Below are 14947 nucleotides of genomic sequence, written 5' to 3'. Positions count from 1 at the left end.
GCTTTTAAGGCACGACCGGTGCACTGGACTTGTTGGCAAGGGTCGGCGAGGTGGAAGTAGGCGGCAAGGGTCGCCATGTCAAGGTGATGGGCATAATCAATGCAAGCCCCGAGTCGTTCTTCAAGGGCTCCGTCCGGACAGGCTTTGACGAAATTGCCCGGGCCGCAAAAGAGATGCAGGACGCCGGCGCGCACATAATCGACATCGGGGCAATGTCGACTGCGCCGTACCTTGACACGATAATCTCAGTTGAACAAGAAATCGAGCGGCTGAAAACCGCAATGGAGGCGGCAAGATCCGCCTGTGACCTGCCCATTTCAGTGGACACGCCGAGGGCAGAGGTCGCCGAAGCTGCCGCAAAACTTGGCGCAGACGCGATAAACGACGTCACGGGTCTGAAATACGACAAAAGAATGGCGCAGGCCGTTGCCAGCGCGGGCCTGCCAGTGATAATCGGCGCTTACAGCAAAAAATCTGCCTCAGGCAGGGTTGCAGGCACAGTCCGGGCATTGAAGGAAAGCATCGCGCTGGCAGAAAAGGCCGGAGTCGGAAAAGAAGCGATGATAGTCGACCCGTCCATCGGCTTTTTCCGCGCCGAGGGCAAGAACCCGTTTTTCACGAAAATGACCGACATGCCGTGGTATGCCCGAGATCTGCAAGTGCTGTCAAACTTGGACAAGCTTGCCGCGCTTGCGCCTGTCTGCATCTCGGTTTCAAGAAAGTCGTTTCTCGGACACCTCCTCAACCTGCCAAAAGCGGAAGAAAGGCTGGTCCCATCTGTCGCGTGCGAGGTGATTGCAGCAACAAACGGCGCAAGCCTCGTGCGGACTCATAACGTAAGAGAGACCGTGCAGGCGCTGACGGTGCTGGAGCTTCTCCGGCGCTAGCTGGTAACGCTTATAATGCTTCTAGGCAACTAGACATCAAGGGATTACTTGGATTTTAGAGAAGGTCTGACGTTTGACGACGTTCTTCTCGTTCCTAAACGCTCGCCTATAGTTTCAAGGTCGCAGACGGATCTGAAGACCAAGCTGTCGCGCAACATCAGCCTCAACATACCGCTCATTTCGGCCAACATGGACACGGTGACAGAGTCCCACATGGCAATAGCAGTTGCACGGGAGGGCGGCATCGGGATCATTCATCGCTTCATGACCATTGAGGATCAGGTGGACGAAGTATTGAAGGTCAAGAGGTCCGAATCAGTGGTGATAGAGCAGCCGTACACCGTAAAGGCAAGCACTACCGTGGCAGAGCTGTACAAGCACATGGCCGAGTACGGCGTTTCCGGGCTCCTCGTGGAAGACGGGGGAAAACTCGCCGGGATCATCACGAGGCGCGACATTACGTTTGAGAAAAACATGAAGCGCAAGGTGTCGGAGCTGATGACCAAGGATGTCATAACAGCCAAGGCGGGCACTACCATAGAGCAGGCAAAAGAGATGCTGCACAAGCACCGCATAGAGAAACTGCCGCTGGTGGACGAAAAGGGCAGGATTGCCGGCCTGATAACAAGCAAGGACATTTTAAAGATGGACGAATACCCGCACGCGGCAAAGGACAAGAAGGGCAAGCTCCTGGTGGGCGCGGCAGTCGGGGTAAAAGGCGATTATCTAGAGCGCACGGAGGCGCTGCTGGAGGCAGGCGCAGACACGATTGTCGTAGACATTGCGCACGGCCACAGCGAGAACGCGCTCAACACCGTGCACATGATAAAGAAGGCTTTTCCGAGCTGCGACCTGATAGCAGGCAACGTGGCGACGGGCGACGGCGCTCGCGATCTCATCAAGGCAGGAGTTGACGCTGTCAAGGTCGGAGTCGGCTCTGGCTCTATCTGCATCACGAGGGTCGTTACCGGCTCGGGCGTGCCGCAGCTCACCGCTGTCATTGACGCGGTAAAGGCGGCAAGAGAATTCGACATTCCGGTCATATCTGACGGCGGCATACGTACTTCTGGCGACCTTACAAAGGCGCTGGCGGCTGGCGCATCGTCCGCGATGATAGGAAGCATGTTCGGGGGCACCGACGAGAGCCCCGGCAAGACGCTCGTCAAGAACGGCAAGAAATACAAGATGTACCGGGGCATGGCGTCCTACATGGCGTCGCTCGGCCGCAAGTACCGCCAGGAGGGCCCGGAGGTCGTGGATTCCGACGACCTCAACGACTATGTGCCGGAGGGAGTCGAGGCCATGGTTCCGTACAAGGGGAGCGTGGTTGAGATTGTGCGCCAGCTCGCCGGCGGCCTGCGCTCCGGCCTGAGCTACTGCGGCGCCAAGTCCATCCCAGAAATGCAAAGAAACGCCGAGTTTATCCGGATAACCGGCGCCGGATTTATCGAGAGCCAGCCCCACGACGTCGACGTGATGTAACGGATGGCCGCCAAGACGTTTATCGCGATGCTTGGCGCCGGCGCGGCCTTTATCGTCATCGGCCTTGCCGCAAGCATCTATGCAAACACGGCAGTCGCCGTGTCCCTCGACGGCACGGTAAAGCCGGGCCTTGCAGACAAGCTGACGCCGGATATGAACGTCGGCAATACTGCGTCGATGCAGGTAAAAGGGTCGACCTTCAACATTGAGGTCAAAGATCCCGACGATAGCGTGATCGCTTCGCAGAAGGGCGTTTCCAACTTTACGTACGAGCTCACAGCGACCAAGGCAGGCCAGTACACGATAACAACGCTGAACACTGGAAGCCAGGACGTGCAGATAACCGGCACGGCGCAGACCAAGGGCAGCTCGCTGGAGCTCACAGGCGCGCTCATGTTGGCGGTGACTGGAATCGTAGTAATCGGCCTTGCCCTTCGGTTCCGGGGCCGCTAGGTTAAGTTAGGTTAGAATTCGGCCTTTCTGTACGAGCCGACGATTTTCAGGTACGACGTCTTGCCCTTCATTGCTTTTAGCACCTGCTTTACCGCCGCGTCAGAAGCGTGCCCCTCAAAGTCGACGTAAAAGTTGTACTCCCACGGCGTCTCTTTTGTCGGCCGCGACTCTATCTTTGTCAGATTCAGGTTCCTTATCGCAAACTCGCCGAGGATGCCAAAGAGCGCGCCCGGCACGTGCTTGACCGAAAATATGATGGACGTCTTGTACTGTTGCTGGCCGTTTTTCTTGATGCCCTTGTCAGCCGGCGCAAGGACGAGAAAGCGGGTATAGTTGCTCTTCCTGTCCTCGATGCCCTCCTCCAGTATCTCCATGCCGTACAGCTCGGCCGCGCGCCGGCTTGCTATAGCCGCCGCGTCCATTGCACCCATCTCCTTTACCATCTTTACAGAGCCGGCAGTGTCGTACGCCGGCACGGGCTCTATCCCTTTCCCTTGCAGGTACTGCCTGCACTGGCCCAGCGCCTGCGGGTGCGAGTACGCGCGCTTTATTTCCTTGATGCTGGCGCCTTTGTTGGCGATGAGGCAGTGGCGCACCCTGTGGTAGACCTCGCCCGTCGCCTTTAGCCGCGTCTGCAGCAGCAAATCGTATACTTCAGGCACGCTTCCCTCTATCGAGTTCTCGACCGGGATTACCGCAAAGGCGACCTTTTTCTTTTCGGCCGCGGAAAAAACGTCTGCAAACGACTTGCACGGTACAAGCCTGGCGCCATCGGGGAAATACTGGAGTGCGGCCATCTCGCTGAATGCCCCGCGTTCCCCCTGGAAGGCGACGCTTGCGCCGGCAGCCATCGAGTCTACCTACTTGCCGCCTGCTCTGAATATCTGCCTGAACGTCTCCTTGCCGTAGTCGTTTGTCAGCTTGCGGGGCTCCCACGCGCCGCACTCAATGCACTTGACCGTGTCGTTCACCTTGACAGTGTCGCCACCGCACATGAAACAGGTGGTGTAAAGAACGCCAAACTCCCTTTCCGCAATGGTCATGTGCACGGTAGAGTTTAGCAGGCTCATCACCCTGCCCCGGATGATGTCGCCGGTGCGAAAAATCGGCCTTTCACGCCTGTCCCGGCTGCTCCCGACCCTCATGGACGCAATGGCCGCAAACCCCGACTTGGACCTTGTCCCGTTTATGTACAGCACCTTTACGGATATCATGCTGGCAAATATCATCTCCACATAGCCGACCAGTATGTCGCCTATCTTGGGCATCATAGGCGCGTTTTTGGGCTCTATCTTTACTATGCGCCTTTTCAGGTCCAGCGCCTTGGTGCCTATTGCGGCCGACCTTATCGTGCCGTCTTCTGTCAGGTAGGTGTTCTTGCCGCCCTCAAACTCCTCGATGGAGGCGACCTGCTCGCCTGGCAGTATGACTTTATTATTGCTATTGTTATTATTCTCCTTGCTCAATTCGATGCAGCTTGCGCGGGGCAAGTTATAACTGTTTATGGGTGCAAAACATGCAAAAATTTTACAATCCCTGCTTGAAAGGTTGTGCGTTTCTTACAGAGAGTGGTGGGCGAAAGATAATAAAGGTATAAAGAGCAGTATCGTCAAGGTGTTAGTGTGAGCCAGAATACTCTATCCTTGAAGGTTCTTGAAGCATATACCCGAGACGTTGGCAGGGGAGTAGCCAGGATCGACTACGACTCTATGGACTCTCTGGGTGCATCAACTGGCGACGTTATTGAGATAAGGGGCAAGCGCAGGACGGTTGCCAAATGCTTACCGCTTTACCCGTCTGATGAAGGCAAGGGCATAATCCGCGTCGACGGCCTTGTGAGGAATAACGCCGGCATTGCCATTGGTGACACCGTGACTGTAAAGAAGATCAAGGCAGTTCCCGCAGAGAAGGTCATAGTCGCGCCATTGGAGGCAATTCCTCCGATAGACGAGCGCTACCTCGCAGACGCGCTTGAAAGCGTGCCCCTCATCAAGGGCGACAACGTGATGGTGCCGTACTTTGGCGGCAGGCTGACGTTCCAGGTGATCGGCGTGACGCCGGCAGCAGATGCAGTACTTGTAACTCAAAAGACGATATTCCATATTGCTGAGAAAGGCGAGACCATGAGGGGCGTCCCACAGGTCACGTACGAGGACATTGGCGGCCTGAAGGAAGAGATCCAGAAGGTCCGCGAGATGATAGAGCTTCCGCTCAGGCACCCCGAGATATTCGAGAAACTGGGCATCGAGGCGCCAAAAGGCGTACTGCTCTATGGTCCACCCGGCACTGGTAAAACATTGCTTGCCAAGGCGGTGGCAAACGAGAGCAACGCGCACTTTATCTCCATCTCGGGCCCGGAGATCATGAGCAAGTTCTACGGCGAGTCTGAGGCTAGACTGCGAGAGATATTCAAGGAAGCAAAGGAAAAGGCGCCGTCAATCATATTCATCGACGAAATCGACTCTATAGCTCCAAAGAGGGAAGAGGTGACCGGCGAGGTCGAAAGGCGTGTTGTGTCGCAATTGCTGTCGCTGATGGATGGCCTTGAGGCAAGGGGCAAAGTAATTGTAATCGCAGCAACCAACAGGCCAAACGCAATTGATCCTGCGCTCAGGAGGCCCGGCAGATTCGACAGGGAAATCGAGATCAAAGTCCCAGACAAGCGCGGAAGATTAGAGATACTCCAGATACACACCCGCAACATGCCGCTTGAAACCGACGTGGACCAGGACAAGATTGCCGGCATCACGCACGGCTTTGTCGGCGCAGACTTGGAATATCTGTGCAAGGAGGCTGCGATGAAGTGCCTCCGCAGGCTGCTGCCAGAGCTGAATCTAGAAGACGAAAAGCTTTCGCCAGACGTGCTCAACAAGCTCATCGTGACCATGTCAGACTTTGAGAACGCAGTCAAGGAGGTAATGCCTTCTGCCATGAGAGAAGTCTACCTGGAATCGCCCGACATCCCGTGGACTGCAATCGGCGGACTCGACGAGGTCAAGCGCGAGCTTCAGGAGGCAGTGGAATGGCCACTGCGCTATCCCGACCTGTACACAAAGCTTGGACACACCATGCCAAAGGGCATACTGATGCACGGTCCCTCGGGCACTGGCAAGACCATGCTTGCAAAGGCTGTGGCGACGGAATCCGAGGCTAACTTTATCAGCGTCCGCGGTCCGGAACTGCTGAGCAAGTGGGTCGGAGAATCCGAGCGTGGCATCCGCGAGATATTCCGGCGCGCAAGGCAGGCCGCGCCCTGCGTCGTGTTCTTTGACGAGATCGACTCTATCGCCCCGACGAGGGGAATGGGAGGCGACAGCATGGTCACAGAGCGCGTAGTATCACAATTGCTGACAGAGCTTGACGGCATACAGGCGCTTTCCGGCGTTGTTGTCATTGCGGCGACGAACAGGGCCGACATCATCGACCCGGCGCTGTTGCGCCCCGGAAGGTTCGACAAGATAGTGTTCGTGCCGATGCCAGACAAGCCGACGAGGCTCAAGATACTGGAAATCCACGCCAAGAAAAAGCCCATTGGCACCGACGTGGACCTTGCCAAGGTAGCAGAGCTGACGGACGGCTTTAGCGGAGCCGACACGGGCTCGGTGGTCAACACCGCGGTGTCACTCGTGCTACACGAGTACCTGGCGAAATACCCGACGCCGGAAGAGGCTGCCAAGCACGCTGCAGAAGCGCACGTGATGATGCGCCACTTTGAAGAGGCCATCAAGAAGATAAAGACGCAGCGCGACAGCAAGGTGGGCGGCGAAAAGGTAACGGTGCCGTACTACCGCTAATCAGTCAGTCAGTGCGGCGCACCCAAGCTTTTTCCTTTCTTTTTCCTTTTTTCATTTTTGTTTTTCACAGAAAAAATATTTTTTTGCCACGCGAAAAATTCCTGCCGCGCGGATCACGCTTGCCACGAAAAAATTTTGCCAGAAAATATTTTCCGGCGCGCCGGCGCGGATTTTTCCGGCGAAATTTCGGGGTAATGTTTTTAAAGTAATGGTTTATTGATAATGATAGAATTAACAAGAATTGGCAGAGAATACCCAAATCCAACTTGTACCAAAGCAAACCTCCGCACTGCTGAACCGTTTTGCAACTCCACTAGACGTAAAGAACCTTGTGGCGCAGTATGGCACTCCACTCTACCTAGTAGACGAGGACACGCTGCACGCAAAAGCCCGCGAGCTCCAAAGAGCATATTCAAAGTTCAAGGGCCCGGTAAAAGTCGCGTACTCTATCAAGGCCAACTTTTCGCCAGCCATAGTTCGCGCCTTCATGAAGGATGGGCTCACGTTCGACCTCACGTCGCTTGGCGAGCTCCACTTTATCAAGCAGTGCAAGGCTGACCCAGAGAACATCATCTACACCAGCGTGACTGAAGAGCCGGAAGAGTACGCCGAGGTGCTGAGAAGCGGCGTGCGCAGGGTTGTAGTTAGCTCACACAAGGGCATGATGAACCTCGCGCTTGCAGCAGGCCAGGTGGGCGTTCGCCCGCTGACCATGATAAGGGTCAACCCAGAAGTTGCGACCGACGCCAAGGTGCGCGCATCATACAAGAACGGCAAGTTTGGAGTCCCGTTCAACGGCGGCACAATCGACAGCGCGACCAAGATGGTAAAATACTTGATGGGGAGCGACCTGCTAAAGTTCGAGGGATTCCACTTCCACCTAGGTTCGCAAATAACTGACTTTTCCTGCTACACACACGCGCTGGACAAGATGGACGCGTTCATGACCAAGATGAAGAAGGAGTACCCGAACTTCCAGGTAAACACGTTTGACATCGGCGGAGGGACGCCCGTGTTCTACAACGACCCCGTGCCGACGCCTGCAGAGATGGCCCAGAACCACCTTGCCCGGCTCAACCAGCTCGCAGAGACTCACGGCATATTCACGCTGATGATAGAGTCGGGCCGCTTTCTAGTGGCCGAGTCGTCGATACTGGTATCGAGGATAGTGAACACCAAGGAGTACAACGAGCACAAGATAGTGATAGTCGACGCAGGCTACCACATCCTCCTTGACGCGGCTCTGTTGAAGCAGGAATACCCGCAGGAAGTGATACCTGTAGTGGACAGTCAGGACAGGACCACCGGCCTTGCTGCGCCTGCTGCCAAGAACACGCACCTTGCGGGCAGGCTGTGCGACACGTACGACGTCTTTCCGCTCTCAAAGGCATCCGACGTGTCGGGCGCAGAGGTGGGCAACTATGTCTCGTTCTACAATGTGGGCGCCTACTCGGTCGTGTTCAACATGCCGTTCCACTGCCAGACCAAGCCTCCGGTCGTGATGAAGGACAGCGACGGCAAGTACAGGCTGGTGAGAAAGGGGACGACGTACGAGCAGCTCTTTGTAGAAGAGGGCGGCGACATAGCGTAAACAGGCTCCTGCCTCTCGCGGCAGAGCAACCATCATATTTTAGATACTTTTTGTCTCTTTCATATTGAAAAAATCGCGGGCTCATGTTTTTGTGACCGGCAAGGTGCAGGGCGTGTATTTCCGGCAAAACACCCAGATTACCGCAAGAGAGCACGGCGTCACCGGCTGGGTGCGAAACCTACCTGACGGCCGTGTAGAGGCCGTAATCGAGGGAGACGACGCGACCGTGATAAAGGTAGTCGACTGGTGCCGCCACGGTCCGCCAGCTGCAAAGGTCGACAGCATCGACGTAAAACACGAAACCTACATCGGCGAATTTGCCAGTTTCGAGATAACCGGCTAGCGGATCTTTTCGTACGCTTCTGCTATCGCGTTTTTCGCCTGCTCGGCCTCTTGCCGCGTCTTGACTATGACGCGCTCTGGAGGCGACTGGCGGCCTGACCTGATCTCGATTACAAGGTGGTCTGCTGCCGGCTCGACATCGAGAAAAGTGCGGAACGTCAGCGTCTTTGCATATACTATTCTATGCGGCCTCACCTCCTCTATCACGCTTGGGCCAAGCGCCAGGGTGAACCTGCGTAGATCGGCCATGATGCTCTTCGCCGGCTCTTGGAGGCTTGCAAGGTGCGCCTCGAATGATGGCCCGTTGCCAGAAGAAGGAAGGAATCCGAGATTCATATCCTCGTCCTGACGCCGCTTCTCTTTAGGTATTTCTTGACCTTGTCGACCGTCGACTTTTCATAATGGAATATCGACGCGGCAAGCGCCGCGTCCACGTCGGCTTTTTCAAACACGTCGCGCATGTGGCGCGGGCTTCCGCAGCCGCCGGACGCAATGACCGGTATGGTGGACGCCTTGCATATCGCCTTTGTCAGCTCGATGTCATAGCCGTTCTCCGTGCCGTCGGCGTCGATGCTCGTCAGGAGGATCTCGCCGGCGCCTCTGGACTCGACCTCGCTTGCCCACGCTATCGCGTCAAGGCCCGTGCCCTCCTTGCCCCCGTATATCATCACCTCAAACCAGTAGCGCCTGCCACTTTTTTTATCCCGGAATGCGTGCTTGCCTTTGCATTCAGTGCCTTCGCAATAACGTCGCTTGGCATCTATCGCTACCACCACGCATTGCTTGCCGAAAATCTCCATCAGCTGTTTTATCAGCTCCGGGCTCTTTACCGCCGCGGTGTTTATCGACACCTTGTCGGCCCCCGAAAGCAGGATGCCCCGGGCGTCCTCCAGCTTTTTGATGCCCCCGCCCACCGTGAACGGAATGTCTATCACGCTTGCCACCTTGCGCACCACGTTTTTCATCGTGTCGCGCCCCTGCTGCGACGCCGTGATGTCGAGGAACACCAGCTCGTCAGCGCCCTGCTCGCTGTACTTTTTCGCCAGTTCAACAGGGTCGCCGGCGTCCTTGACGTCTGCAAAATGCACGCCTTTTACCACGCGGCCATTGTCCACGTCAAGGCACGGGATTATGCGCTTTGCAAGAGTCATGCTATCGCCTTTGCCCTCTCTACAGAGACCTTGCCGTCGTACATCGCCTTGCCAAGTATCACTGCGGCGCACCCCACGCTCTTTACCCTCAGCACGTCCTCTAGGCTGGAGATGCCCCCGCTTGCGATTATTTTCGCCTTTTCGCTGAACGCGACTGCGCCTGCAAGCGTCTGTACGTCGGGGCCCGCAAGCGTCCCGTCCCTCTCTATGCTAGTTAGCAAAAAGTCCTCGACTCCCATTGCGACAAACCGAGATATAGCGTCTGTTACCTTGATGCCGGCAGACTCTTTCCAGCCTTTCACCATGACCGTACCGCCGGCTTGGTCTATCGAGATTACGACCCTGCCGGGGTGCTTTTTGGCCAGCTTTCTCACCGCCTCGGAGTCGCTGTAGGCCATAGTGCCAATTACAACCCTTGCGGCCTTTTCAAGCGCCTCCTTTGCGGCTTCCGGTGTCCTGATGCCACCTGCCACCTGCACCGGCGTTTTCACGGCCGACACCACCTTTGCTATCGCCTCTGCGTTGTTTCCAGTGCCAAACGCCGCGTCAAGGTCCACCACGTGGAGCATGTCGGCGCCGGCTGCCTCCAATTTTTTCGCAGTCTCTGCCGGGTCGTTGCTGTAGACGACCTTGTTCTGGGCGTCGCCTTTGACCAGCCTCACCACGCTTCCGCCCATGACGTCTATTGCAGGGATCACTCTCATTTCTTGTTATCCGCCCTGGCTTCCCTGCACATCGAAAGAAAGTTCTTGATCATCCTTGCGCCCACCTCGCCGGACTTTTCCGGGTGGAACTGGACGCCTACGAGGTTGCCCCTTTCCACCACTGCCGGGACCGTGGTGCCATAGTCAGACGACGCCGTGACCAGCTTTTTGTCCTTTGGCACCGTCTTGTACGAATGCACGAAATACACCCACGAGTCGTCCTCGATGCCCCTGAGGAACCTGCTATTGCTCTTGCTCTTTATCTTTAGGTTGTTCCAGCCCATGTGCGGCACCTTTACCTTGCCTTTTGGGAGCATCACCACTTCACCGTCCAGCACTTTCAGCCCATCCAGCCTGCCCTCCTCGCTCTTGTTGAACAGCATCTCCATGCCGAGGCATATCCCCATCACTGGCATCCCCTTTTCTATGGCAGAATCGAGATGCCTCGCATCCTTTTCAATTGACTGTATTGCAGGGTCAAAGTTGCCGACCCCTGGGAGCACAAGGCCGTCGTACTTTTCCAAGTTCTCCATGTCGTAGATAATGTCCACCTTTTTTGCGCCGTTTCTCTCCAGCGCTGATTTCAGGCTGAACAGGTTACCTGCGCCGTAATCAAATATCGCTATCTTTGTCATCATCGTCTCACATCGTGCCCTTGGTGCTTGGCACCCCTTTCCTCCTGTCGTCGACGCTTGCCGCCGCCCTGAGGGCTAGCGCAAACGCCTTGAGCGCGGCCTCGACCTTGTGGTGGTCGTTGTCGCCATACTCCACTACCATGTGGGTGCACGCGTTCAGTCCCTGCAAAAGCGACCTGCAAAAGTGCTCAAGGTCTTCCCTCGGGATGCCCTCTATGCTCGCGCGTTCCAGCTTGATGTCCATCTTGTGGTATTGGCGCTTCACCAGGTCGATTGCGACGTACGCAAGCGCCTCGTCCATGGGCACCATGGCGCTCCCAAACCTCGTTATCCTCGCCCTGTCGCCCAGCGCCTTGTCTATCGTCTGCGCAAGGGCGATTGCCACGTCCTCTGCAAGGTGGTGCACAATCTCGTCGTTTGACTTGCCGGCAAGTGTGATGTCCACCATCGAGTGCTTGCCTATCGAGGTTATGAGGTGGTCGATGAACGGAAGCCCTGTCTTTACTTTGGTGTTGCCAGAGCCGTCTATGTTGACCTCTACGGTGACTGCGGTCTCTTTGGTGATGCGCTCGACCCTAGCCTTCCTTGCAACAGCAGGAGAAGGAGCCAACACGCATCAACCCGCTTGTACTTTATATAATATCTTCGGCAAAAGGTCGACGCTTTTTGCCACCGCCTCGGCGCCCCTCTCTTTGAAAAGTTTCAGCGTCTTGGCCTGCTCGGGAGAAAAGCCATAGATCCCGACAAACGCAATGGGCAGGCCCGTTTCCTCCTGCGCCCTGCGGGCCATCAGCATGTCCTCCGCCGAGTCGCCACAGTATACAGCGTTTTTCGCGCCCATTGTTTTCATGGCCTTTTTTGCCGCGTACGGGTTTGGCTTGGCATGCTCCCGCTTTTCGTCCTCCAGAAACACGCAGGCGTCGATGTCGAAATACTTTATCACCTGCTTGAGCGAATATTCCGCGGCAAGCCTGCTTCTCCCGGACACTATCGCAAGGTTGCCACCAAACTTTTTGTGCAGGGTTTTCATCGTCTTTGTGCTCACGACTAGCTTGTCGTTGTCGATGAGCGGCCTTGCGTCCTTGCAGTATTTTGGCGCAATGCCGTTCTGCTTTTTGAACAGCGCCGGCCCGTAAAACAGCTCGTCAAATACCCTGCCGATGTAGCTATCTTTAACGGGCGCGGGGTAGGCAAGCATCTCTCTAGTTTTTGAAATGTCGTACCCTGAGAGGAACCTTTCGACGGACTCTATCCCGGTCTCGTCCGCGTTTTCTGCAACCTCGAAAAGAAACCTGCGCGCGCTGGCGGCGTTTTTCTGCTGTCGGCTCGCAAGCATGGCAAGCGCAATCGCATAGCTGGTGTCGGTGTCGTTGTTAAAGCCGCCGGACTGCCTGAACTTTAGTATCAGCCGGTCGGTGACGAGTCTGCGCATCTTTGTCCCTGACTTGGCAGCAAGCACGAAATCGACTGTCTCTTTTATCGCCTCGTTGTACGACCTGCGTATGTCAACGAGCACGCCGTCGATGTCAAACAGCGCGCAGTCAAATTGCATCAGACAGTTGCACCTTTGACGCACGCAAGGAACCTGTCGTTCATCTCCTGCGTGCCGATCGTGACGCGCATGCAGCCCCTGTGGCCGGCGACGCTACCGAGCATCTTGACCACTATTGCTTCCTTTTCAAGCGCCTTTGCAATCGTTGAATAATTCTTGCCTGTTTCGACGAACAAAAAGTTGGCGTCAGACCTGAACACCCTGATGATGCCGTCCATTCCGGCGAGCCTTTCAAAGACGCGTTTTCGCTCGCCCTTTATGCCCTCTATGGTCTTTTTCACGAAATCTGCCCTCTCCAAGACGCCAGTTGCTATGGTGAGCGAAAGCGTGCTAACAGGGTACGGCGACTGGATCGTCGAGCGGAACACACCTGCTGCCTTTTGTCCTGCTATCATGTAGCCGACGCGGGCGCCGGCAAGCCCGAACGCCTTTGACAGCGTGCGAAGCACTATGACGTTGTCGCGTTTTGTCGCCTCTTTTGCAAGGGAGTAGCCGGCAAAGTCGGCGTACGCCTCGTCTACTAGCACCAAACCATCGAGCCTGTCCAAGAGCTTCACGGCGTCCTTTCTGGGCACCTGCCCACCCGTCGGGTTGTTTGGCGAGCAGAGGTACACTAGGTCTGCCTTTCTTGCGCTCTTTGCAAACCTGTCGACGTCAAGCTCGAAATTTTTGTCAAGCGGGACTTTGTCAACGGTCATCCCATGCAGCTCGCACCTGTTGATGAAATACGAAAACGTCGGGACGAAAACGGCTGCCCTGCTCCTCTTTCTGCCGGCAAGCGTCGTCAGCAAGAGCTCTATTATCTGGTCAGAGCCGCTGCCTGCTCCGATGTATCTTTTGTTGATTCCCGTGTATCTTGCAAGCTGCGTATAGAGCCCGTCGAGCTCGTCTATCGGATATTCACGAAGGTCCGTGCGCCTTGCGGCCTCCTGCGTTACCTGCGATACAAACTCGCCGTCAAGCGCGAAATTCTCGTTAGAGTCTAGTTTTATTGCGCCGGCGATTTTTTCCGGACGGATGTAGCGGCCGAGTTTTGCTATCCTCTTTAGCTCTTTTTCAACCGCCGTCATTTCCTTCTTCCCCTAGCCCTCACCGCCTCGTAGTGGTTTGGCAATCCTTCTGCAGTCGCTATCTCTTTCACCGAGCCGTCGATTCTCGCAAGGCCGGCTTTTGTCACCTTTACCCTGTTTACCAGTTTCACAAAGTCAAGCACGGAAAGCGACGCCCTCGATTTGCCGAACCCGAGCGTGGGAAGCACGTGGTTTGAGCCGAGGCAATAGTCGCTTGCAGACGACGGCGCGTCAGGACCGATAAGGACAAGCCCGGCAGACTCTATCCTTTTCGCAAACGCGTCTGCCTTTTTGCTTATTATTTCCAAGTGCTCCGGCGCAAACTCGTTTGCAAAGTCGGCGCACGCCTTTTCATCCTTGCAGATTGCGGCAAAGCCGTTCTCCGACAGGCTTTTTTTCACGATCTCCGACCGGGCAATATTTGATGAAATCGCGCCGGCCTGCTCCTGCACCTGCATTGCCAGTTTCTCTGAAGTAGTGACGAGGCCGCACACCGTGTCGGGGCTGTGCTCCGCTTGCGAGATCAGGTCCATCGCTACCAGCCTGGGGTCCGCAGTCGCGTCGGCGTATATCAAAAGCTCCGTCGGGCCGGCGACCATGTCCGTCGACACAACGCTTGACGCGGCTATCTTGGCCGCAGTCACGAACATGCCTCCCGGGCCGACTATTTTGCTCACCTGCTTTATTGATTGAGTGCCGTACGCAAGCGCGGCAATCCCTTGCGCGCCTCCGGCCTTGTAGATTTCGTCGACGCCGCAAACGTCTGCGGCCACGAGCGTCAGCGGGTCGATAGAGCCGTCGCCTGTCGGGGGCGATACTGCCACTATGCGTTTCACGCCTGCGACTTTGGCCGGAACTGCGCACATCACTACCGTGCTTGGATACCTCGCCTTTCCACCCGGTATGTAGCAGCCGACGCTTGCCACAGGCTGTATTGCCCTGTCTATGGAGACGCCCTCCGACCTTACCTTGATGTTTTTGAGCCTCCGAAGGACTGCAAGCTCGCTTTTTTCAAGGCGCGCCTTCATTAGCTTTAATGCTTTAATCTGTTCTTTTGTCACCTTGCCGTACGCGTCCTTGATCTCCTGTCTTGTTACTTTTAGAGAATCAATTTTCACGCCGTCAAATTTTACAGTGTAATCGATAACCGCGGGGTCGCCGTGCGTCAGGACGTCGTCCATTATCGCTCGCGCCTGCGCCATCAGCGCGTCAGAGACCGCGCCTGCAGACTTGCGCAGTTTTGCCGCCTCTGCCGCCGGCTCGGCGACGTTTACGACCTTTATCAT

Annotated in this window: 16 protein-coding genes; 6 read left to right on the top strand and 10 right to left on the bottom strand. The window is 56.0% G+C overall.

What is annotated here, in order from left to right:
- The first annotated feature begins 32 nt into the window (after nucleotides 1-32).
- From folP to ACYOR7_RS11885, 3 genes are read left to right on the top strand one after another with little or no spacing between them, the layout of a single operon-like run.
- The gene (gene folP, locus ACYOR7_RS11895) at nucleotides 33-887 is read left to right on the top strand and encodes a dihydropteroate synthase (protein WP_479914050.1); all 855 of its coding nucleotides are present in this window, start codon (nucleotides 33-35) and stop codon (nucleotides 885-887) included.
- A 48-nt stretch (nucleotides 888-935) separates the two neighbouring features.
- Complete coding sequence (gene guaB / locus ACYOR7_RS11890; protein WP_294805330.1) at nucleotides 936-2369, top strand: IMP dehydrogenase; 1434 nt, start codon at nucleotides 936-938, stop codon at nucleotides 2367-2369.
- Nucleotides 2370-2372: 3 nt separating this feature from the next.
- Entirely contained in the window at nucleotides 2373-2822 is a 450-nt protein-coding gene (locus ACYOR7_RS11885) for a hypothetical protein (RefSeq protein WP_294805332.1), read from the top strand.
- A gap of 11 nt (nucleotides 2823-2833) precedes the next feature.
- Here ACYOR7_RS11885 and pheA read toward each other — a convergent pair whose 3' ends face one another.
- Nucleotides 2834-3673, bottom strand: a complete 840-nt coding sequence (gene pheA, locus ACYOR7_RS11880) for a prephenate dehydratase (RefSeq protein ID WP_294805333.1) — start codon at nucleotides 3671-3673, stop codon at nucleotides 2834-2836.
- A gap of 9 nt (nucleotides 3674-3682) precedes the next feature.
- A complete protein-coding gene (locus ACYOR7_RS11875) occupies nucleotides 3683-4288 on the bottom strand; it encodes an exosome complex RNA-binding protein Csl4 (RefSeq protein WP_294805335.1) in 606 nt (201 codons plus the stop codon).
- Nucleotides 4289-4444: 156 nt separating this feature from the next.
- Between ACYOR7_RS11875 and ACYOR7_RS11870 the strand changes: the two genes are divergently transcribed.
- The 3 genes from ACYOR7_RS11870 to ACYOR7_RS11860 all read left to right on the top strand — a co-directional run bounded on the left by ACYOR7_RS11870 (nucleotide 4445) and on the right by ACYOR7_RS11860 (nucleotide 8550).
- Entirely contained in the window at nucleotides 4445-6616 is a 2172-nt protein-coding gene (locus ACYOR7_RS11870) for a CDC48 family AAA ATPase (protein ID WP_366137504.1), read from the top strand.
- A 241-nt stretch (nucleotides 6617-6857) separates the two neighbouring features.
- On the top strand, nucleotides 6858-8207 hold the full coding sequence (locus tag ACYOR7_RS11865; RefSeq protein ID WP_479914049.1) for a diaminopimelate decarboxylase family protein: 1350 nt from the start codon (nucleotides 6858-6860) through the stop codon (nucleotides 8205-8207).
- A gap of 64 nt (nucleotides 8208-8271) precedes the next feature.
- The gene (locus tag ACYOR7_RS11860) at nucleotides 8272-8550 is read left to right on the top strand and encodes an acylphosphatase (RefSeq protein ID WP_294805340.1); all 279 of its coding nucleotides are present in this window, start codon (nucleotides 8272-8274) and stop codon (nucleotides 8548-8550) included.
- On the opposite strand, the gene ACYOR7_RS11855 is transcribed toward ACYOR7_RS11860, so the two are convergent.
- The 8 genes from ACYOR7_RS11855 to hisD are packed head-to-tail and all read right to left on the bottom strand — an operon-like array spanning nucleotide 8547 to nucleotide 14947.
- On the bottom strand, nucleotides 8547-8885 hold the full coding sequence (locus ACYOR7_RS11855) for a DUF5655 domain-containing protein (protein ID WP_294805342.1): 339 nt from the start codon (nucleotides 8883-8885) through the stop codon (nucleotides 8547-8549). The two genes, ACYOR7_RS11860 and ACYOR7_RS11855, sit on opposite strands and share 4 nt — an antisense overlap.
- Entirely contained in the window at nucleotides 8882-9700 is an 819-nt protein-coding gene (gene hisF, locus ACYOR7_RS11850) for an imidazole glycerol phosphate synthase subunit HisF (RefSeq protein ID WP_294805344.1), read from the bottom strand. Before hisF ends, ACYOR7_RS11855 begins: the two co-directional genes overlap by 4 nt.
- Nucleotides 9697-10404, bottom strand: a complete 708-nt coding sequence (hisA, locus tag ACYOR7_RS11845; protein WP_294805346.1) for a 1-(5-phosphoribosyl)-5-[(5-phosphoribosylamino)methylideneamino]imidazole-4-carboxamide isomerase — start codon at nucleotides 10402-10404, stop codon at nucleotides 9697-9699. The genes hisF and hisA overlap by 4 nt, the downstream gene beginning before the upstream one ends.
- Entirely contained in the window at nucleotides 10401-11039 is a 639-nt protein-coding gene (hisH, locus tag ACYOR7_RS11840) for an imidazole glycerol phosphate synthase subunit HisH (RefSeq protein WP_366137511.1), read from the bottom strand. The genes hisA and hisH overlap by 4 nt, the downstream gene beginning before the upstream one ends.
- Nucleotides 11040-11046: 7 nt before the next feature.
- Nucleotides 11047-11652, bottom strand: coding sequence for an imidazoleglycerol-phosphate dehydratase (locus tag ACYOR7_RS11835; RefSeq protein WP_479914048.1), 606 nt, complete (start codon nucleotides 11650-11652; stop codon nucleotides 11047-11049).
- Between the two features lie 3 nt (nucleotides 11653-11655).
- Nucleotides 11656-12591: an HAD family hydrolase gene (locus ACYOR7_RS11830; RefSeq protein ID WP_294805352.1), complete on the bottom strand. Its 936-nt coding sequence runs from the start codon at nucleotides 12589-12591 to the stop codon at nucleotides 11656-11658.
- Nucleotides 12591-13661 (bottom strand): histidinol-phosphate transaminase, encoded by a 1071-nt coding sequence (hisC, locus tag ACYOR7_RS11825; protein ID WP_294805354.1) that lies wholly within the window; start codon nucleotides 13659-13661, stop codon nucleotides 12591-12593. Before hisC ends, ACYOR7_RS11830 begins: the two co-directional genes overlap by 1 nt.
- The gene (hisD, locus tag ACYOR7_RS11820) at nucleotides 13658-14947 is read right to left on the bottom strand and encodes a histidinol dehydrogenase (protein ID WP_294805356.1); all 1290 of its coding nucleotides are present in this window, start codon (nucleotides 14945-14947) and stop codon (nucleotides 13658-13660) included. The genes hisC and hisD overlap by 4 nt, the downstream gene beginning before the upstream one ends.

It is taken from the genome of Candidatus Nitrososphaera sp. 86-2, assembly GCF_056726185.1.
Note: the sequence above shows the minus strand (reverse complement) of the source record. Positions and strands in the feature narration are given on the sequence as shown.